The 19,574-nt window shown below is 57.3% G+C and carries 25 protein-coding genes; 17 read left to right on the top strand and 8 right to left on the bottom strand.

Features of this window, described 5'->3' with window-relative positions; translation table 11 throughout:
• The first annotated feature begins 31 nt into the window (after positions 1-31).
• Complete coding sequence (locus CKALI_RS10165; protein WP_156193245.1) at positions 32-4,015, top strand: DNA-directed RNA polymerase subunit beta'; 3,984 nt, start codon at positions 32-34, stop codon at positions 4,013-4,015.
• A 109-nt stretch (positions 4,016-4,124) separates the two neighbouring features.
• Here CKALI_RS10165 and CKALI_RS10160 read toward each other — a convergent pair whose 3' ends face one another.
• Positions 4,125-4,751, bottom strand: coding sequence for a DUF1707 SHOCT-like domain-containing protein (locus CKALI_RS10160; RefSeq protein ID WP_156193244.1), 627 nt, complete (start codon positions 4,749-4,751; stop codon positions 4,125-4,127).
• A 235-nt stretch (positions 4,752-4,986) separates the two neighbouring features.
• On the opposite strand from CKALI_RS10160, the gene rpsL reads away from it, so the two are divergent.
• The 4 genes from rpsL to tuf all read left to right on the top strand — a co-directional run bounded on the left by rpsL (position 4,987) and on the right by tuf (position 9,714).
• Positions 4,987-5,355 (top strand): 30S ribosomal protein S12, encoded by a 369-nt coding sequence (gene rpsL / locus CKALI_RS10155; protein WP_047239507.1) that lies wholly within the window; start codon positions 4,987-4,989, stop codon positions 5,353-5,355.
• A 5-nt stretch (positions 5,356-5,360) separates the two neighbouring features.
• Positions 5,361-5,828: a 30S ribosomal protein S7 gene (rpsG, locus tag CKALI_RS10150; RefSeq protein ID WP_156193243.1), complete on the top strand. Its 468-nt coding sequence runs from the start codon at positions 5,361-5,363 to the stop codon at positions 5,826-5,828.
• Positions 5,829-6,086: 258 nt separating this feature from the next.
• Positions 6,087-8,213, top strand: a complete 2,127-nt coding sequence (gene fusA / locus CKALI_RS10145; RefSeq protein ID WP_156193242.1) for an elongation factor G — start codon at positions 6,087-6,089, stop codon at positions 8,211-8,213.
• A gap of 310 nt (positions 8,214-8,523) precedes the next feature.
• The gene (gene tuf / locus CKALI_RS10140) at positions 8,524-9,714 is read left to right on the top strand and encodes an elongation factor Tu (RefSeq protein WP_156193241.1); all 1,191 of its coding nucleotides are present in this window, start codon (positions 8,524-8,526) and stop codon (positions 9,712-9,714) included.
• 89 nt (positions 9,715-9,803) lie between these two features.
• On the opposite strand, the gene CKALI_RS10135 is transcribed toward tuf, so the two are convergent.
• The 6 genes from CKALI_RS10135 to CKALI_RS10110 are packed head-to-tail and all read right to left on the bottom strand — an operon-like array spanning position 9,804 to position 12,227.
• Complete coding sequence (locus CKALI_RS10135; protein ID WP_156193240.1) at positions 9,804-10,370, bottom strand: hypothetical protein; 567 nt, start codon at positions 10,368-10,370, stop codon at positions 9,804-9,806.
• Positions 10,370-10,900, bottom strand: coding sequence for a DUF6286 domain-containing protein (locus CKALI_RS10130; protein WP_156193239.1), 531 nt, complete (start codon positions 10,898-10,900; stop codon positions 10,370-10,372). Before CKALI_RS10130 ends, CKALI_RS10135 begins: the two co-directional genes overlap by 1 nt.
• Positions 10,897-11,316 carry an Asp23/Gls24 family envelope stress response protein gene (locus CKALI_RS10125; RefSeq protein WP_156193238.1) on the bottom strand — a complete coding sequence of 140 codons (420 nt, stop codon included), beginning with the start codon at positions 11,314-11,316 and terminating at the stop codon, positions 10,897-10,899. The genes CKALI_RS10130 and CKALI_RS10125 overlap by 4 nt, the downstream gene beginning before the upstream one ends.
• 2 nt (positions 11,317-11,318) lie before the next feature.
• Positions 11,319-11,510, bottom strand: a complete 192-nt coding sequence (locus CKALI_RS10120) for a hypothetical protein (RefSeq protein ID WP_156193237.1) — start codon at positions 11,508-11,510, stop codon at positions 11,319-11,321.
• 9 nt (positions 11,511-11,519) lie between these two features.
• A complete protein-coding gene (locus CKALI_RS10115) occupies positions 11,520-11,771 on the bottom strand; it encodes an Asp23/Gls24 family envelope stress response protein (RefSeq protein ID WP_156193236.1) in 252 nt (83 codons plus the stop codon).
• Between the two features lie 30 nt (positions 11,772-11,801).
• Positions 11,802-12,227: an Asp23/Gls24 family envelope stress response protein gene (locus tag CKALI_RS10110; RefSeq protein ID WP_156193235.1), complete on the bottom strand. Its 426-nt coding sequence runs from the start codon at positions 12,225-12,227 to the stop codon at positions 11,802-11,804.
• A 571-nt stretch (positions 12,228-12,798) separates the two neighbouring features.
• Between CKALI_RS10110 and rpsJ the strand changes: the two genes are divergently transcribed.
• Genes rpsJ through rpsQ form a run of 11 tightly spaced genes read left to right on the top strand, consistent with a single transcriptional unit; the run spans position 12,799 to position 17,969 of the window.
• The gene (gene rpsJ, locus CKALI_RS10105; RefSeq protein WP_003848085.1) at positions 12,799-13,104 is read left to right on the top strand and encodes a 30S ribosomal protein S10; all 306 of its coding nucleotides are present in this window, start codon (positions 12,799-12,801) and stop codon (positions 13,102-13,104) included.
• Between the two features lie 32 nt (positions 13,105-13,136).
• Positions 13,137-13,793: a 50S ribosomal protein L3 gene (gene rplC, locus CKALI_RS10100; RefSeq protein WP_156193234.1), complete on the top strand. Its 657-nt coding sequence runs from the start codon at positions 13,137-13,139 to the stop codon at positions 13,791-13,793.
• Positions 13,790-14,446, top strand: coding sequence for a 50S ribosomal protein L4 (gene rplD, locus CKALI_RS10095; RefSeq protein WP_156193233.1), 657 nt, complete (start codon positions 13,790-13,792; stop codon positions 14,444-14,446). The genes rplC and rplD overlap by 4 nt, the downstream gene beginning before the upstream one ends.
• Entirely contained in the window at positions 14,446-14,751 is a 306-nt protein-coding gene (rplW, locus tag CKALI_RS10090; RefSeq protein WP_156193232.1) for a 50S ribosomal protein L23, read from the top strand. Before rplD ends, rplW begins: the two co-directional genes overlap by 1 nt.
• A gap of 29 nt (positions 14,752-14,780) precedes the next feature.
• A complete protein-coding gene (rplB, locus tag CKALI_RS10085) occupies positions 14,781-15,623 on the top strand; it encodes a 50S ribosomal protein L2 (protein ID WP_156193231.1) in 843 nt (280 codons plus the stop codon).
• A gap of 13 nt (positions 15,624-15,636) precedes the next feature.
• Positions 15,637-15,915 (top strand): 30S ribosomal protein S19, encoded by a 279-nt coding sequence (gene rpsS / locus CKALI_RS10080; RefSeq protein WP_156193230.1) that lies wholly within the window; start codon positions 15,637-15,639, stop codon positions 15,913-15,915.
• Positions 15,916-15,918: 3 nt separating this feature from the next.
• Complete coding sequence (gene rplV / locus CKALI_RS10075) at positions 15,919-16,281, top strand: 50S ribosomal protein L22 (RefSeq protein ID WP_156193229.1); 363 nt, start codon at positions 15,919-15,921, stop codon at positions 16,279-16,281.
• On the top strand, positions 16,281-17,030 hold the full coding sequence (gene rpsC, locus CKALI_RS10070) for a 30S ribosomal protein S3 (RefSeq protein WP_156193228.1): 750 nt from the start codon (positions 16,281-16,283) through the stop codon (positions 17,028-17,030). Before rplV ends, rpsC begins: the two co-directional genes overlap by 1 nt.
• A 2-nt stretch (positions 17,031-17,032) precedes the next feature.
• Positions 17,033-17,449, top strand: a complete 417-nt coding sequence (gene rplP, locus CKALI_RS10065) for a 50S ribosomal protein L16 (RefSeq protein ID WP_156193227.1) — start codon at positions 17,033-17,035, stop codon at positions 17,447-17,449.
• A complete protein-coding gene (gene rpmC, locus CKALI_RS10060; protein WP_156193226.1) occupies positions 17,449-17,679 on the top strand; it encodes a 50S ribosomal protein L29 in 231 nt (76 codons plus the stop codon). The genes rplP and rpmC overlap by 1 nt, the downstream gene beginning before the upstream one ends.
• A gap of 2 nt (positions 17,680-17,681) precedes the next feature.
• On the top strand, positions 17,682-17,969 hold the full coding sequence (gene rpsQ, locus CKALI_RS10055; protein WP_156193225.1) for a 30S ribosomal protein S17: 288 nt from the start codon (positions 17,682-17,684) through the stop codon (positions 17,967-17,969).
• Between the two features lie 231 nt (positions 17,970-18,200).
• On the opposite strand, the gene CKALI_RS10050 is transcribed toward rpsQ, so the two are convergent.
• A complete protein-coding gene (locus CKALI_RS10050) occupies positions 18,201-18,740 on the bottom strand; it encodes an LppP/LprE family lipoprotein (protein ID WP_156193224.1) in 540 nt (179 codons plus the stop codon).
• A 163-nt stretch (positions 18,741-18,903) separates the two neighbouring features.
• On the opposite strand from CKALI_RS10050, the gene CKALI_RS10045 reads away from it, so the two are divergent.
• Complete coding sequence (locus tag CKALI_RS10045; protein WP_156193223.1) at positions 18,904-19,566, top strand: hypothetical protein; 663 nt, start codon at positions 18,904-18,906, stop codon at positions 19,564-19,566.
• Positions 19,567-19,574: the final 8 nt, after the last annotated feature.

Genomic DNA, 19,574 nt, shown 5'->3' with positions numbered 1-19,574 from the left:
AAACCCAAGACATATAGGGAAAGGGAGTTACGTGCTCGACGTCAACTTCTTCGACGAGCTCCGCATTGGACTCGCAACCGCTGACGACATTCGTCGTTGGTCAAAGGGCGAGGTCAAAAAGCCTGAGACCATCAACTACCGTACTTTGAAGCCTGAGAAGGACGGCCTCTTCTGCGAGCGCATCTTCGGTCCAACTCGTGACTGGGAATGCCAGTGTGGCAAGTACAAGCGCGTCCGTTACAAGGGCATCATCTGTGAGCGCTGTGGCGTTGAGGTCACCAAGTCCAAGGTTCGCCGTGAGCGCATGGGTCACATTGAGCTGGCCGCGCCGGTAACCCACATTTGGTACTTCAAGGGCGTGCCATCTCGCCTGGGCTACCTGCTGGACCTGGCTCCAAAGGACCTGGAGCGCATCATTTACTTTGCTGCCAACATCATCACCACCGTTGATGACGAGGCACGCCACAATGACCTGACCACTCTGGAAGCAGAAATGCTGCTGGAGAAGAAGGACGTTGAGGCGGACATGGAATCTGAGATCGCTGATCGCGCTCAGAAGCTGGAAGAGGACCTTGCTGAACTCGAGGCTGCTGGCGCTAAGGCCGACGCCCAGAAGAAGGTTCGTTCCGCTGCCGAAAAGGAAATGCAGCACATCCGCGAACGCGCTGAGCGCGAGATCGACCGCTTGGAAGAGATCTGGCAGACCTTTGTCAAGCTCGCTCCAAAGCAGATGATCATCGACGAGACCATCTACACCGAGCTCGTTGACCGCTACGAGGATTACTTCACCGGCGGCATGGGTGCTGAAGCGATCCAAAGCCTCATTCGTGGTTTCGACCTCGACGCAGAGGCTGAGATTCTGCGCGACATCATCAACAACGGCAAGGGCCAGAAGAAGATGCGTGCCCTGAAGCGCCTGAAGGTCGTCGCGGCCTTCCAGCGCTCCGGCAACGATCCTGCTGGCATGGTTCTAGATTGCATTCCAGTGATCCCACCAGAGCTGCGCCCAATGGTGCAGCTCGACGGCGGTCGCTTTGCAACCTCCGACCTCAACGACCTCTACCGTCGTGTGATCAACCGCAACAACCGTTTGAAGCGCATGATCGACCTGGGTGCACCAGAGATCATCGTGAACAACGAAAAGCGCATGCTGCAGGAATCTGTGGACGCACTCTTCGATAACGGTCGTCGTGGCCGCCCGGTCACCGGACCAGGCAACCGCCCACTGAAGTCCCTGTCTGACTTGCTCAAGGGCAAGCAGGGTCGTTTCCGTCAGAACCTGCTCGGTAAGCGCGTGGACTACTCCGGTCGTTCCGTTATTATCGTTGGTCCTCAGCTGCGCCTGCACGAGTGTGGCCTGCCGAAGCTGATGGCTCTGGAGCTGTTCAAGCCATTCGTCATGAAGCGTCTGGTGGAAAACGACTACGCGCAGAACATTAAGTCCGCTAAGCGCATGGTTGAACGCCAGCGCCCAGAGGTGTGGGACGTTCTGGAAGAAGCCATTTCCGAGCACCCAGTGATGCTGAACCGTGCACCAACGCTGCACCGTCTCGGCATCCAGGCCTTCGAGCCTGTGCTGGTTGAAGGTAAGGCTATTCAGCTGCACCCACTGGCTTGTGAAGCATTCAACGCCGACTTCGACGGTGACCAGATGGCAGTTCACCTGCCACTGTCTGCCGAAGCGCAGGCAGAAGCACGCGTGCTGATGCTTGCTTCCAACAACATCCTGTCCCCAGCATCCGGTAAGCCACTGGCTATGCCACGTCTGGACATGGTGACCGGTCTGTACTTCCTGACCCTGGATAAGAAGGAAGACGAGTTCGGCGGTCAGGGCTGCTACAAGCCAGCCGACGATAATGGTCCGGCTCAGGGTGTCTACGCTTCGATGGCTGAAGCCATCATGGCGTACGACCGCGGCGTTCTTGGCCTCCAGGCCAAGATCAAGGTGCGTATCTCGCACCTGCGTCCACCTGCAGACCTCGAAGCAGAGCTGTTCCCAGAGGGCTGGAACAAGGGCGACACCTGGTTGGCTGACACCACCCTTGGTCGGATCATGTTCAATGAACTGCTGCCTTGGAACTACTCCTACCTCGAGGGCGTCATGGTCCGTAAGGGTGGCGGCAGCGACAAGATCATGCTCGGCGACGTCATTACTGACCTGTCCGCGCGCTACCCAATTATCACCGTCGCGCAGACCATGGACAAGATGAAGGATGCTGGTTTCTACTGGGCAACCCGCTCTGGCGTAACCATCACCATGTCTGACGTGCTAGTTCTGCCTAACAAGGACGAAATGCTTGATCGTTACGAAGCTGAGGCTCGTACGATCGAGACTAAGTTCCTGTTCGGTAAGCTCACCGCCCGCGAACGCTACGATCGCCTGGTCGAGCTGTGGAAGGACGCAACCGACGAGGTTGGTAAGGCTGTCGAGGATCTCTACCCAGATGACAACCCGATTCCAATGATCGTGAAGTCTGGTGCTGCAGGTAACATGCGTCAGATCTGGACCCTGGCCGGCATGAAGGGCATGGTTGTGAACTCGAAGGGTGACTACATCACCCGACCAATTAAGACTTCCTTCCGTGAAGGCCTAACGGTTCTCGAGTACTTCAACAACTCCCACGGTTCCCGTAAGGGTCTGGCCGATACCGCACTGCGTACCGCAGACTCTGGCTACCTGACCCGTCGTCTCGTCGACGTCGCACAGGATGTCATTGTTCGCGAAGAAGACTGTGGCACCCGCCAGGGTGTCCGTGTCCCAGTGACCGAGGCTTCCGGCGACAAGTTCGTCCGCCACTCCCTGGTCGAGACTTCCGTCTCCGGCCGCGTGTTGGCTGCCGATGCCGTCGATAAGGCAAGCAACGTTGTGCTCCCTGCGGGCACCGACCTGGGCGAGCTGGAGATCGACGCGCTCGTTAACGCTGGCGTCGAGCAGATCAAGGTTCGCTCCGTGCTGACCTGTCAGACCCCAACCGGCGTGTGCGCAAAGTGCTACGGCAAGTCCATGGCATCCGGCCACCAGGTTGATATCGGTGAGGCAGTCGGCATCGTTGCTGCACAGTCCATTGGTGAGCCTGGTACCCAGCTGACCATGCGTACTTTCCACCAGGGTGGTGTCGGTGGCGACATTACCGGTGGTCTGCCACGTGTTCAGGAGCTGTTCGAAGCCCGCGTTCCTAAGAACCGCGCTCCGATTGCTTCTGTCGCCGGCAAGGTGCACCTGGATGATGAGGGTAACTTCTACACCCTGACGATCGAGCCAGAAGACGGCTCGGACAACGTGGTGTACGAGAAGCTCTCGAAGCGTCAGGGCCTGGCAATGATCAAGGTTCCGATGGAATCCAACCCAGATGCCATGATTGAGCGCACGCTGCGTGAAGGCGACCGCGTTGAGGTGGGCGACCGCCTCCTGCGTGGACCAGCCGACCCACACGACGTGCTCGAGGTTTTGGGCCGACGTGGTGTTGAGCAGCACCTGATTGATGAAGTGCAGGCCGTGTACCGCGCCCAGGGTGTGGCAATTCACGACAAGCACATCGAAATCATCATTCGCCAGATGCTGCGCCGCGGTACCGTCATCGAATCCGGCACCACCGAATTCCTGCCGGGCACCCTGGTTGACCTGTCCGAAGCAAAGCGCGCCAACGCACAGGCAATTGCCGACGCGGGCCAGCCTGCAGAGCTTCGTTCCGAAATCATGGGTATCACCAAGGCTTCCCTGGCTACTGAATCCTGGCTCTCCGCGGCCTCCTTCCAGGAGACCACGCGTGTGCTTACCGACGCCGCCATCAACAAGCGCTCGGATAAGCTCATCGGCCTCAAGGAGAACGTGATCATCGGTAAGCTGATCCCAGCTGGTACGGGTATTTCGCGCTACCGCAACATCTCGGTCAAGCCAACCGAAGCAGCACGCAACGCCGCGTACTCGATCCCAACCTACGGTGATTCGATTTACGGCGACGACGGCTACGGTGAATTCACCGGCGCCTCCGTGCCTCTCGACGAGACCTTCTAGGTTTCATCTCGGTACTGCTTTAGATAGCTAAACCCCGCACTTGCGCCAACAACCTCCCAGTGGGTGGGAGGGGCGCATGGGCGGGGTTTTGCCATGCCAGGCTTGCGGCCTACCTACGGACGCGCTTGACGGTCACGCCACCCATCAGAACAAGCCCGGTCACACGGAGGGTAGGGGAGTTCTCCGGAAGATCATTGAGTACAATCGTTACTTCGCGATCGTCCTTAATCTCGAATGCGCCCATGACTGCGACGCCATCGCATTTAATGCGAATATCTTCGGGTACGAGAATGTCAATCCCGCCCATGAAAGCCCATGCGTTAATGGTCACGTCACGACCGGCAAAGGTGGCCTTGGTCAGATCGATAATGTTGCCACCCATGACTGTGATCGAGGTGTGGGCAGGGGCAATAGTCCACGCGCCCTTCTTCTCGGTGCCGCCCATCAGCGAAAAAGAAAACTCGTCACCGTGGGAGGAAGAAGAGATAGTTTGTGCGGATGTTGCAAGCTCTGAGTCTGGGCGGCGAACGATGTCAGTGCTAATGACTTTGTTGGGATCAGGGACTAGATCCCGCAATGGCACGAGCAAATCCTCTCGGTACTTTGCCTGCGTGACGGCCTGAGTTCTTTCATCAAACTCGGCAAAATCGAGCTGCCCATTGCTCATTGCTTGGCTTAGTACTGCCAGGACTTGGTTGCGTTCGTCATCAGTAGCACGGATCTGTGGCTGGTTCATAACTTCAACAGTACTGAGGGATTTGGGAAAGTGAAGGGTAGTGCGGTAGTATTCCTAGCAGTCCCACATTTGTATGGTGGGAGCCTTGTGAACGTCCAGCTCAACACAGAGTTCGGTGCGTCGCAATGGAAATGCACGGTAGCGGCCCCGGAAAAGAGCCCCTTTTTTCGTTTGTCTACCTACTTTTGCACGTCCAAGGCTAAAGCTAAAGCTCATCACAATAGAAAGAACTTCTATGCCAACTATTCAGCAGCTGGTCCGTAAGGGCCGCCATGATAAGAGCACGAAGGTCGCTACCGCCGCGCTGAAGGGTTCCCCTCAGCGTCGTGGCGTGTGCACCCGTGTTTACACCACCACTCCTAAGAAGCCTAACTCTGCACTGCGTAAGGTTGCCCGTGTGCGCCTGACCTCCGGTATCGAGGTTTCCGCTTACATTCCAGGTGAGGGCCACAACCTCCAGGAGCACTCCATGGTGCTCGTTCGTGGTGGTCGTGTGAAGGACCTCCCAGGTGTTCGCTACAAGATCGTGCGTGGCGCACTTGACACCCAGGGTGTCAAGGACCGCAAGCAGGCACGTTCCCGCTACGGCGCAAAGAAGGGATAATAGGAATGCGTAAGGGAAAAGCCCCAGTACGCCCGGTCGTTAAGGACCCGGTATACGGTTCTGAAGTTGTTACCCAGCTCGTAAACAAGGTTCTGCTGGACGGTAAGAAGTCCACCGCAGAGCGCATCGTTTACAGCGCACTCGAGGCTTGCCGTGAGAAGACCGGCACCGATCCAGTGCTCACCCTCGAGAAGGCTCTGGGCAACATCAAGCCAGACCTCGAAGTTCGTTCCCGCCGCGTTGGTGGCGCAACCTACCAGGTTCCTGTTGAGGTTCGCCCAAACCGTGCAAACACCCTCGCTCTGCGTTGGCTCGTGACTTTCACCCGCCAGCGTCGTGAGAACACCATGGTTGATCGTCTCGCTAATGAGATCCTCGATGCAGCCAACGGTCTTGGTGCTTCCGTGAAGCGCCGCGAAGACACCCACAAGATGGCAGAGGCCAACCGCGCCTTCGCTCACTACCGCTGGTAGTAACTGCGACAATATAAGGCCCCGTCGCCGACACACCCGATGCTTGGAAAGCACCGCGGCGACCTCGGTGCGGGGCTTTTTGCGTCCCAAAGTCCATTGTGTCCCGACAATCCTGAATCTAGGGCTGTAAAACGGGGCAATCAATGGCAGAATTGATCGAGTACCATATTCATCGGCGAAATGCGCCGTCGACGCGTGGGGAAACCATGGTCGTCGATAAGCGCAGTTTGCCCACAACGAACGAGTTGGGGAACCACTGTGGCACAAGAAGTGCTTAAGGACCTGAACAAGGTTCGCAATATCGGCATCATGGCACACATTGATGCTGGTAAGACGACGACCACTGAACGAATCCTTTTCTACACCGGCATCAACCGTAAGGTTGGCGAGACCCACGACGGTGGCGCTACGACTGACTGGATGGAGCAGGAAAAGGAACGCGGCATCACCATTACCTCCGCTGCTGTGACCTGTTTCTGGAACGAAAACCAGATCAACATCATTGACACCCCAGGTCACGTTGACTTCACCGTTGAGGTTGAGCGCTCCCTGCGCGTTCTCGACGGCGCTGTCGCAGTGTTCGACGGTAAGGAAGGCGTTGAGCCTCAGTCCGAGCAGGTGTGGCGTCAGGCTGCTAAGTACGACGTGCCACGTATCTGCTTCGTTAACAAGATGGATAAGCTCGGTGCAGACTTCTTCTTCACCGTTGGCACCATCATTGATCGTCTTGGCGCAAAGCCATTGGTTCTGCAGATCCCAATCGGTGCAGAAGATGACTTCGACGGCGTTGTTGACCTCGTCAACATGCAGGCGCTGACCTGGCGCGGCAAGGTCGAGGTCGGTACCGCAGCTACCGTGGAAGAGATCCCAGCTGACCTCGTTGACAAGGCTAACGAGTGGCGCGAAAAGCTCCTCGAGACCATTGCTGAGACTGACGAAGAGCTCATGGAGAAGTACTTCGGTGGCGAGGAACTGTCCGTCGAGGAAATCAAGGCTGCCATCCGCAAGCTGACGGTTAACTCCGAGATCTACCCAGTGCTTTGTGGTACCGCATACCGCAACAAGGGCGTCCAGCCACTGCTCGACGCTGTCATCGACTACCTCCCAACTCCGCTGGACATCGGTGAAGTTCACGGTCACAAGGTTGGCGACGAGACTGTTGACCTTATCCGTAAGCCTTCTGACGAAGAGCCATTCTCTGCTCTCGCATTCAAGATTGCTGCGCACCCATTCTTCGGCAAGCTGACCTTCGTCCGCGTGTACTCCGGCATGGTTGAGCCAGGTGCTCAGGTCATGAACTCCACCAAGGGCAAGAAGGAGCGCGTCGGCAAGCTGTTCCAGATGCACGCTAACAAGGAAAACCCTGTTGAAGCTGCACATGCTGGTAACATCTACGCGTTCATCGGCCTAAAGGACACCACGACCGGTGACACCCTGTGTGACGCCAACGACCAGATCATCCTGGAGTCCATGGACTTCCCGGATCCGGTTATCGAGGTTGCCATCGAGCCTAAGACCAAGGCTGACCAGGAGAAGCTGGGTACCGCTATCCAGAAGCTCGCTGAAGAAGACCCAACCTTCACCGTGAAGCTGGACGAAGAGACCGGCCAGACCGTCATCGGCGGCATGGGCGAGCTCCACCTCGACGTTCTGGTTGACCGCATGAAGCGCGAGTTCAAGGTTGAGGCAAACGTTGGTGCACCTCAGGTTGCCTACCGCGAGACCATTCGCAAGGCAGTCGAGAACCTCGACTACACCCACAAGAAGCAGACCGGTGGTTCTGGCCAGTTCGCAAAGGTCATTGTCTCCATCGAGCCTTACTCTCCATCCCCAGAAGAACTTGAAGAGGGCGAGTCCCCAATCTACAAGTTCGAGAACGCTGTCACCGGTGGTCGTGTTCCTCGTGAATACATCCCATCCGTTGACGCTGGTATCCAGGACGCCATGCAGTACGGCTTCCTCGCTGGCTACCCACTGGTCAACATCAAGGCAACCCTCATCGACGGTGCATACCACGATGTTGACTCCTCTGAAATGGCCTTCAAGATCGCTGGCGCACAGGTACTCAAGGCCGCCGTTGAGAAGGCAAAGCCAGTTCTCCTCGAGCCAATGATGGCTGTTGAAGTTATCACCCCTGAGGAGTACATGGGCGACGTCATCGGCGACATCAACTCTCGTCGTGGCCAGGTCAACGCCATGGAAGACCGTGCCGGTGCCAAGATCGTCAAGGCAAAGGTTCCACTTTCCCAGATGTTCGGTTACATCGGTGACCTGCGTTCCCGCACCGCCGGCCGTGCAAACTTCTCCATGATCTTCGACTCCTACGCAGAGGTTCCTGCGAACGTGGCAGCCGATATCATCGCTGAGCGCACGGGTAACAAGTAATACCTGCGTAAGTGTTCGTGGAGGGCTAGTTTTGTCAGTTGGACTAGCCCTCCTATAATGCGAATAAGCCAACCGGGTAGTGGCCTGCTGAGCGTCCTCAAAATAGGGGTGTTGAGCTGGCCATTACTCACGGCAACGCTAGGAATAGCTTGTGGTTTGTTTTCGAGCCCAAGTAACCCTAGTATCATGTAACTGGCAGAAATAATGCTGCGTCATCTTCCGTGCTCTTGGAGCAGGAAGCGGACGCGGGTACAAACCACCAATGTGGCTGCGAAGGTCGTAGCCACCATGAAGTCCAGGAGGACATACAGTGGCAAAGGCGAAATTCGAGCGTACGAAGCCTCACGTAAACATCGGCACCATCGGTCACGTTGACCACGGTAAGACCACCACCACCGCGGCTATCACCAAGGTTCTGGCTGACGCTTTCCCAGAGCTCAACCAGGCTTTCGCTTTCGACGCCATCGACAAGGCTCCGGAAGAGAAGGAGCGTGGCATCACGATCAACATCTCTCACGTTGAGTACCAGACCGAGAAGCGCCACTACGCACACGTTGACGCTCCAGGCCACGCCGACTACATCAAGAACATGATCACCGGTGCTGCTCAGATGGACGGCGCAATCCTCGTTGTTGCTGCTACCGACGGTCCAATGCCACAGACCCGTGAGCACGTTCTCCTCGCCCGCCAGGTTGGCGTTCCTTACATCCTCGTTGCTCTGAACAAGTGCGACATGGTTGACGATGAGGAAATCATCGAGCTCGTTGAGATGGAAGTTCGCGAGCTTCTCGCTGAGCAGGACTACGACGAAGATGCTCCAATCGTTCACATCTCCGCACTGGGCGCACTGAACGGTGAGCAGAAGTGGGTTGACTCCGTCCTCGAGCTCATGCAGGCTTGTGACGACAACATCCCTGACCCAGTTCGTGAGACCGAGAAGCCATTCCTCATGCCTGTCGAGGATATCTTCACCATTACCGGTCGTGGCACCGTTGTTACCGGCCGTGTTGAGCGTGGCTCCCTGAAGGTGAACGAAGAAGTCGAGATCATCGGCATCAAGGAGAAGGCAACCACCACCACGGTTACCGGTATCGAGATGTTCCGCAAGCTGCTCGACTACACCGAAGCTGGCGACAACTGTGGTCTGCTCCTCCGTGGTATCAAGCGCGAAGACGTAGAGCGCGGCCAGGTTATCGTTAAGCCAGGCGCTTACACCCCTCACACCGAGTTCGAGGGCTCTGTCTACGTTCTGTCCAAGGATGAAGGCGGCCGCCACACCCCATTCTTCGACAACTACCGCCCACAGTTCTACTTCCGCACCACCGACGTTACCGGTGTTGTGAAGCTTCCTGAGGGCACCGAGATGGTTATGCCTGGCGACAACGTCGACATGTCCGTCACCCTGATCCAGCCAGTTGCTATGGACGAGGGCCTGCGCTTCGCTATCCGCGAAGGTGGCCGCACCGTTGGCGCTGGTCGTGTTACCAAGATCATCAAGTAACCACTTGCTGATTTAGCACAAAAGAAAAGAGCTCAGCCGTTTGGCTGGGCTCTTTTTTCTATGCCTCTCAAGAGTGGGACAAGACCTTGCTAGTTGGCCAGCCTCTCGACTGGGGCCATGTGGAACTTAAACACGATGTCAATTTCGGCACCACTAATAGCGTCGTGAATGTCTTGTTCGACAACTCGGGCGTGATCAGTAAGTTGAGACAGTGCAACTGAAGCCTCGGAGTCAACCGAAATCGTCATCACCCGACGACCCCGATCAACCTGGACCACGGCACGAGAGCGAATCACCTTTGGCAGTTCAGTGAACGTTTGCGCTGCTGCTTGCGCAACCTCGTTGATGTCGAAGTCAATGGAGCCCAGTGGCGTGCTGGCATTCGAACTCAGGCGCCACACTCTGTGTCTGCGCAGATTCGCTACCAGGCCGAGAATGCCAAGAATAAGGGCAAGTACTCCTAATGCGCCCACGCTAAACAGGAACCACGGCGAGTAGGGGATGGTGTCCCATTCTCGCGGACGCAAAGAATCCACGAGTCGCTGAGCGAAAGCAACGTCAAAGTACAGCCCGACGCTTAGCGCCCCGGCGGCGAGCAGGCTCAGCCCAACCAAGAGAATGAAGGCACGGTTCAAGAAATCCGTCAGCTTAGTCATTATTCGCCCCCAAACTTGTTGTGGAACTTGACGCTGATTTTCCGTGGAGATTCCAGTTGTTCGACGATGGGGAGTATTGCTGCCTCTACTCGCTGGGCCAGATCATGGTGCTGGTCGCTCCCGGTGATGCTTACGATCACGTGCTTCGGCGAAGCGTAGGTAGAAGCACCAGCAACGCTTGGAACGCGCTCGGCTGTCGCAGTGCAGAGCCGGGCGATGTCTACATTGCGTACCCAGAAATTCGGCGACGCGGCCAGCTGTACATGAGTCATCGGTCGGGGCTTGAGCGCAACTGCTACCAGGTATATTCCCAAAATGACCACTGCAACCCCTAGGGGAAGCATCCATGGTTCGTACTTCGCCCTTGCGATCAAATCGAAGACGGGCTTGAGCCAACTCTTGAGTTCGGTCCCTGTGCGTTTCGTCCAAAGCTCTCGGGCAGCCGCAATCGCGAGACCGCATGACCCAATACTCAGCAGGACAGCTACCGCTCGAGAAGCAGGCTGGCCCTTTGGAATGTAACCTTTCATCGGCTCCTCCCAACGGTGATCGGAACGAGCTTCAGTGGCGGTGGCACCACCACGGGAGTGGGGGAGACCGGCGCGAGCTCTAGGTCCGCGGACGATACACGCTTTTTAGCTGGAACTACGGGGCCCACTACAACATTGCAGGTCAGCACCTCGATCCCGCAGAGGGTCTGGACGTGTTCCACAATTGTGCGACGCACTGTCTCGGCGATCTCAATGAGCGGTGCGGGCCATGTCACGGCGATGAAAGCTTCGACCGTGGCGGTGTCAGCATCGTGGTCGAGCTGCACGTCGAAGCGAGGATAGCCACGCCCGGTAAGTCTGCCTACGCCCGTCGAGAAGCCGGTGGTGCCCGGTACCGTTGCGGTGGCGGCGGCGACAATCTTAGTCACGGCGCGTTCAGAAATGATCACTGTCATTGCTACCCTCGCCGACCGCGGCCAACCGCGTCCCAAATTTGCCGAATGTCGATCAGCCCATCGAAGTGTGCCCCGATAAGTCCTCCGAGACCGCCGAGGAGAAGAGCAAGTACGAGACCCCACCAGCCGCCGAAGATGATAGCGAAGGCGAGGACGAGACCGAGTAGTACTCCGGTGCGTAGGTGCGGTGTCATGGGTATTCCTTATTCGATGTCGCCGATATACACGTCAACAGGCGCGTCGGTGTGGGACGAGGCTTGGGTGCGGATGGCGTCGGCAAGCTTGTGTAAGTCGCCGGCAGTGCGCTTTGCGACGACATGTACCTCCACCCCTTCATTGCTGCAGCGAATTCCCGGTACGCGCGAACCCGGAAACAGCAGTGCGATCTCGCCGAACTGTCCACGATGCATGCTTGCGACGCCATTGATGGCGAGGATGTCATTGACGAGCGACATGGCTTGCAATTGAGTAAATGACGTTGACATTTACTTCACGCGGGGTGGGGATACCGGCTCGTCCACAATGTCATCTTCCACTCCGAGGTGAATGTCGTGGACGGTGATGTTGACTTCAGTCACCTCCAGGCCGGTCATGCGCTCGATTGCCGCAATGACATTTCGGCGGATGGCCTCGGCGAGCTCGTGAATGGCTACGCCGTACTCCGCAACGATTGACACATCAACTGCAGCTTGAGTTTCCCCCACTTCCACCGATACGCCTTGGTGCATATTGGTGCGCGATCCTGGAATCGTTTCGCGCAAGGCTCCGACCATACGTGCGGTGCCGCCACCCAGCGCGTGGACACCGGAAACTTCACGGGCAGCCATGCCGGCAATTTTGGATACGACGGTGTCCTCGATATGGGTGTGGCCGCGTTCGATACCGGCGCTTGGGCTTTGAATCTCGCTCATGAAAACCACTTCCTGGGGCCTGAAAACTATCCTCTTGTCCTCGATTCTAGGTGTAATCGAGCGCACGAGTCGGACAGATTGTGGAGTCTCCAACAATCTCGGAAAAGGAGGCTTGTGTTTTAGGTGTCTACGTGGTTTACTAGTCGGGTTGCTTTAACAACTGGTGAACATTCAGCCGGATGGTGAAGCAAACATGAACTTCCTTCTAGGAGGTTGTCTGTGGCTCCTTAATAAGAGTCGCAGAGGACCGGTGCTTTAAGAAGGGGCATGGCAAATAAACAGCGGCAGTCGGCAAGGAACACGCTTATCGCGAGATAGGTTCCCTTCCACTTGACTTTAAAGCCACAAGCATGGCGTGCGTAACACGGTGCTTGGAGCTTTTCGATCAGGGTCTGACAGTGTTGGTGATTTAGGCGCCTGCGTCTTCCCAAGAATCGGATCCACATTTGATTGACAGTCAAGCAACTGGCGTTGTACGCCAAGCCCCATTCAATGGGCTCGGACAACGTTATAGAGCAAAATCTCCCACCGCTCAAGAATTGATGTGGGACAGTGAAGGAAGAGGATAAGCGTGGCGGGACAAAAGATCCGCATTAGGCTCAAGGCCTATGACCACGAGGCAATCGACGCTTCCGCTAAGAAGATCGTCGAGACGGTCACCCGTACCGGTGCCCGTGTTGTTGGCCCAGTGCCACTGCCTACTGAAAAGAACGTATACGCCGTTATTCGTTCTCCACACAAGTACAAGGACTCTCGTGAGCACTTCGAAATGCGTACTCACAAGCGTCTGATCGACATCCTCGACCCAACGCCAAAGACCGTTGACGCACTCATGCGCATCGATCTTCCGGCCAGCGTCGATGTGAATATTCAGTAATCGACCAGCAGATACTTGGCGGAGAATAAATAATGAGTGAAAACGAAGTAAAGGGCATTCTGGGCACCAAGCTCGGCATGACCCAGATCTTCGACGAGGAGAACCGCGTAATTCCGGTCACCGTCGTTGAAGCTGGTCCATGTGTCGTAACCCAGATTCGCACCGTTGAAAACGATGGCTACAACGCCATCCAGATCGCTTTCGGCGAAATCGATCCACGCAAGGCTAACAAGCCAGCAGCCGGCCAGTTCGCAAAGGCAGGCGTTACCCCACGTCGTCACGTAACCGAAATCCGTATGGATGATGTTTCCGGTTACGAGCTCGGCCAGGACGTCACCGTTGACATTTTCGAAGGCATCACCTTCGTTGACGTCACCGGCACCTCCAAGGGTAAGGGCTTCGCCGGCGCCATGAAGCGTCACGGCTTCGCAGGCCAGGGCGCATCCCACGGTAACCAGGCAGCACACCGCCGCGTCGGTGGTATTGGTGCTTGTGCTACCCCAGGTCGTGTCTTCAAGGGCACCCGCATGGCTGGTCGCATGGGTAATGACCGCGTCACCACCCAGAACCTCAAGGTTCAGAAGATTGACGCCGAGGCAAACCTGCTGATCATCAAGGGTGCAATCCCTGGTGTTCGCGGCGGCCTCGTAACCGTTAAGACCGCAGTGAAGGGCGGTGCACACGCATGACCAATCTAAAGCTTGACGTCCACACCGCTGATGGTAAGACGAACGGCACGGTCGAGCTGCCTGCAGAGATTTTCGACCGCGAAGCATCAGTTGCACTGATGCACCAGGTCGTTAACGCACAGCTTGCAGCTGCTCGCCAGGGCACCCACGCTACGAAGACTCGTGCGATGGTCTCCGGCGGCGGCAAGAAGCCATTCCGTCAGAAGGGAACCGGCCGCGCTCGTCAGGGCTCGATCCGTGCTCCTCACTTCGCCGGCGGCGGCGTCGCACACGGCCCACAGCCTCGTAACTACGAGCAGCGCACCCCTAAGAAGATGATCAAGGCTGCACTCTACGGTTCTCTTTCCGACCGTGCACGCAACGATCGTATTCACGTGGTGACTGAGCTTGTTGCGGGCCAGACCCCATCCACGAAGTCTGCACGCGCTTTCATCGAGCGTCTGACCGAGCGCCGCAATGTGCTCGTCGTCCTCGGCCGTGAAGACATCACCGCATGGAAGAGTGTTAACAACCTCCCAGGCGTTCACACCCTGGCAGCTGACCAGCTGAACACCTACGACGTCCTCAAGTCTGACGACGTTGTGTTCTCTGTTGAGGCTCTTAACACCTTCATCGACCGCGCAACTGGCGCGGCCAAGGAGGAGGCTAAGTAATGGCTACTATCGCAGATCCACGCGACATCATCCTCGCACCGGTCGTATCCGAGAAGTCCTACGGCCTTATGGAGCAGGGACAGTACACCTTCCTGGTAGCTCCTTCCTCCAACAAGACTGAGATCAAGATTGCTATCGAGCAGATCTTTGGCGTCAAGGTCGCTTCCGTTAACACCTTGAACCGTGAGGGCAAGCGCAAGCGCACCCGTTCCGGTTTTGGTCAGCGTAAGGCAACCAAGCGTGCCATTGTCACCCTGCGCGAGGGCAGCGATCCAATCGACATCTTCGGCGGTTCCGCCTCCTAGGCGGCGGAAAGTTAAGGACCAGAAAAACTATGGCTATTCGCAAGTACAAGCCGACAACCCCGGGTCGCCGCCAGAGCTCCGTTTCGATGTTCGAGGAGATCACTCGCTCGACTCCGGAGAAGACTCTGCTGCGCCCACTGTCCAAGTCGGGCGGCCGTAACGTTCACGGCCACATCACCACTCGTCACAAGGGTGGCGGACACAAGCGCCAGTACCGTGTCATCGACTTCCGTCGTGCTGACAAGGACGGCATCACCGCTAAGGTCGCTCACATCGAGTACGACCCGAACCGTACCGCTAACATTGCTCTCCTTCACTTCCGTGATGGCGAGAAGCGTTACATCATTGCTCCTAAGGGCCTGAAGCAGGGCGCTATCCTCGAGTCCGGCGCAAACGCCGACATCAAGGTTGGCAACAACCTGCCACTGCGTAACATCCCTGCCGGTGCCACCGTGCACTGTGTTGAGCTCAAGCCAGGTGGCGGCGCCAAGATGGCTCGCTCCGCTGGTGCTTCCATCCAGCTGCTGGGTAAGGAAGGCAAGTACGCAATCCTGCGTATGCCATCTTCCGAAATCCGCCGCGTGGACATTCGCTGCCGCGCAACCATCGGTGAGGTCGGCAACGCTGACCAGATCAACATCCGTTGGGGCAAGGCCGGCCGTATGCGCTGGAAGGGCGTTCGCCCAACCGTCCGTGGTGTCGTTATGAACCCGGTCGACCACCCACACGGTGGTGGTGAAGGTAAGACTTCCGGTGGTCGCCACCCAGTGTCCCCATGGGGCCAGAAGGAAGGCCGAACCCGCAAGCCAAACCGTCCGTCCGATCGTCTGATCGTTCGTCGCCGTCGCTCCAACAAGAACAAGAAGCGCTAAGAGGAGGTAGAAAATGCCACGCAGCCTTAAGAAGGGCCCGTTTGTCGATGAGCACCTCCTCAACAAGGTCGACGCTCAGAACGAAAAGGGCACCAAGCAGGTCATCAAGACCTGGTCTCGCCGCTCCACCATTCTCCCTGATTTCATCGGTCACACCTTTGCCGTCCACGACGGTCGCAAGCACGTGCCGGTTTTCATTGATGATTCCATGGTTGGCCACAAGCTCGGCGAGTTCGCACCAACCAAGACCTTTAAGGGTCACATCAAGGATGACAAGAAGGGACGTCGATAAGCGATGAGTGACCAAATCACCACCGCCCGCGCGACTGCGCGCTTCGTCCGGGTCACCCCGATGAAGGCACGCCGCGTCATCGATCTCGTTCGCGGCAAGACCGTGTCCGAGGCAATGGCGATCCTGAAGTACGCTCCGCAGGATGCTGCTGAGCCAGTAGCCAAGGTTGTTGCTTCTGCAGCAGCTAACGCTGAGAACAACTTCGGCATGGATCCACGCACCCTGGTTATCTCCGAGGCTTACGCCGACGAGGGACCAACCATGCGTCGTTTCCAGCCACGCGCACAGGGTCGCGCATTCATTATCCGTAAGCGCACCAGCCACATCACTGTGGTTGTCGAAAGCCAGAAGGAAGGGGCCAAGTAGTGGGCCAGAAAATCCATCCACACGGCCTACGCTTGGGCATCACTTCCGACTGGAAGTCCCACTGGTTCGCCGATAAGTCTTACTCCGACTACGTCGCAGAAGACATTCAGATCCGCCAGTTCCTCGCAAAGGGCCTTGACCGCGCCGGCGTTGCCGACGTTGTCATCGAGCGCACCCGCGACCGCGTCCGCGTCGACATTCACACCGCCCGTCCGGGCATCGTGATCGGTCGTCGTGGCTCCGAGGCTGACCGCATCCGCGGCCAGCTGGAGAAGCTGACCGGCAAGCAGGTTGCTCTCAACATCCTCGAGGTTAAGAACATCGACGCTAACGCTCAGCTGGTGGCTCAGTCCATCGCCGAGCAGCTCACCAACCGTGTGGCATTCCGTCGCGCAATGCGCAAGGCAATCCAGGGCGCAATGCGCCAGCCACAGGTCAAGGGCATCAAGGTTGTATGTTCCGGTCGTCTCGGCGGCGCCGAGATGTCTCGCACCGAGCGCTACCACGAGGGTCGCGTTCCGCTGCACACCCTTCGCGCCGAGATCGACTACGGCACCTGGGAGGCTCACACCACGTTCGGCCGCATTGGCGTCAAGGTGTGGATCTACAAGGGTGACGTCGTTGGTGGCCGTCGCGAGTCCGAACTCAACGCACCAGCTGAGCGTCGCGGTCGCGGTGGCGATCGTCGCGAGCGTCCACGTCGCGGTGGACAGCGTCGTCAGCGTGCTGAGCAGAAGCAGGAGGGCTAAGAATGCTTATCCCTAAGCGCGTCAAGTACCGTCGCCAGCACCGCCCACACCGCACCGGTGTGTCCAAGGGCGGCAACCGCGTCACTTTCGGTGATTACGGCATCCAGGCTCTCGAGCCTGCCTACATCACCAACCGTCAGATCGAGTCCGCTCGTATCGCCATCAACCGCCACGTCAAGCGTGGTGGCAAGGTGTGGATCAACATCTTCCCAGACCGTCCGCTGACCCAGAAGGCACTCGGTGTGCGTATGGGTTCCGGTAAGGGTGGCGTGGAGAAGTGGGTCGCCAACGTAAAGCCTGGCCGTATCCTCTTCGAAATGTCTTACCCAAGTGAGGAAGTTGCTTTTGAAGCTCTGCGTCGTGCAGGCCAGAAGCTGCCATGTAAGGTCCGCATCGTTCGTAAGGAGGACCAGTTCTAATGGCATCTGGTAACGCTGCACACGAGCTCCGCGAGCTCAGCGCTGAAGAGCTGACCACCCGTCTGAAGGAGGCCAAGGAAGAGCTGTTCAACCTGCGCTTCCAGATGGCTACCGGCCAGCTGACCAACAACCGCCGTCTGCGCGTGGTCAAGCAGGACATCGCCCGCATCTACACGGTCATCCGTGAGCGCGAGCTGGGCCTGTCCGTTGTCCCGGGAGCTGAGGCTTAATCATGAGTGAGGCAACTGTGAACAACACTGAAAAGAAGGAAAAGGGCGCCCGCAAGGTTCGTACCGGCTACGTCGTTTCCGACAAGATGAACAAGACCATTGTCGTCGAGTTGGAAGACCGTAAGCAGCACGCACTGTACGGCAAGACCATTCGTACCAACTCGAAGGTCAAGGCTCACGATGAGAACGAGATCGCTGGCATCGGCGACCTCGTGAAGATCGAGGAGACCCGCCCACTGTCTAAGGACAAGCACTACCGTCTCGTCGAGATCGTCGAGAAGGCTAAGTAAGCCCTAGCTAGACAGCGTAAAAGCCCCAGTCACTTTGGCTGGGGCTTTTTGCATGCTTATCGACGCGCCGAAGGCGGGTTTGTCATTGGTACATTCAGATGAAATTTGGCTGCCGAGTGCAAATTTCATTCCCAGTAGTTAGCTGAAGTCACGAAAAGTGACTGGTGGGAATGAAATCTTGCGATAGGGGTGAAATTTCATTCGGCAGGCATTAACCCGCCGAAGTCAGATCTACCAAAGACCGGAAGACAGTGCTGGCAGGCTGAACTGCGGTGCGTTGGGGGGGGCAGGAGCCGGCTGAATCTGTCCATCGGTAACCACTTTTTCGCCATCCCAGCGGTAAGTGACCTGGCCCGCGAACTGCTCAGGCCAGCCTGGAGCTTTCCAGTGGTAGTAGTTCACGGTCACGCTGGTGTCAGTTGCGCCGACGACTTCAGTGAATGCGTGGGCTTCCGGAGTGGCTGTTCCGAAGTACGCACCCTTGTGGAAGAACATGATGTGGCGCGGCGTGTTCGGATCTTTGGTGATAGCCTCGGCAACCACGTAGCTCAACGTGCGGCATGGATTGAAGTTGTGCTGAGCAGTAGCGCGCCAGCCGTGGAAGCTGCCGGGAATCTGGTCGGTGAACTGCTTAAAGTTATCTTCATAGCCAACACCGCATGCTGGGTTTTGGGAATAGTCGGTCTCGTTGAATGCGGCGAATGCTGGCTGAATGGATAGCGGAAGAGTGAGGGCTAGAGTGACAGCTCCGGCTGCAAAGCGGAAAGACATGAGTACTCCTGGTGTTGGCGAAGGGTTTCACTTTGGCTATCGAGCCGTCAGCAGTAGCGTTTCTTTGATCGACATCAAATCGAGGACATTTCGCTGGCGGCACGTGGGGTTATATGAAGTGAATTTAAGGTCGATAACGGGCCCGTAATACACTGAAGCTGCTATGAAGGATCCCACCAGAATTCCCCAACTCTTAGACGCACTCCAGGATCTCTGGGAGGCTTCGCCCGATCTTGAGCTTGCTGACATCTTGAGGCTGTTAGACAGTGAGGGGTTCGCCAATGTTGATGATGCAATGGCCGTCGACAAGCTGCGGGCGCTGGGCAAACGCTTTCCGCGCACGCTCGGTGAGGGTGTGCGGGTAGCTGCAGCGGGCGAGTGGTTCATCACCGCAGATGAGCACAGGCTGGCGGTCTGGGGGAGGGACCATCCGCCTGCGACATGGGAGTATGACCGGTTGGTGAGCGCGCAAGTGGGGTATCCGCTGCACGTGATCGATAAGCAGGGGGAGCATCGCAGGTTTGGGGTGATCGAGCGGATTTCTCCAGTACCAGCGCAAATGATGTCCCAACAGGAATTGCCGAACCTGCGACGCAGTACTATCGGAGATATGGTCTACCTCGTCATTTGCGAAGACGGCGGGAAATTCGTTATCGGGCGCAGCCTGCAGTGTTTCGAGGTTGGCCGACGCGAAACGACGCAGCAGGCGTGGAAATGGGTGTCAGTTTCGAGCGCACGGGTAGGTCAAGACTTTCACGCTGAACTCGCCGCGGGAGCAGGAGAGATCTCGAAAACGAACATCACTGCCATTTACCGGTTGCGCTAGACATGGTG

This window comes from Corynebacterium kalinowskii, assembly GCF_009734385.1.
GTDB classification, from domain to species: domain Bacteria; phylum Actinomycetota; class Actinomycetes; order Mycobacteriales; family Mycobacteriaceae; genus Corynebacterium; species Corynebacterium kalinowskii.
The sequence above is the reverse complement of the archived record's forward strand: the minus strand, read 5'-3'. Positions and strand labels throughout refer to the sequence as shown.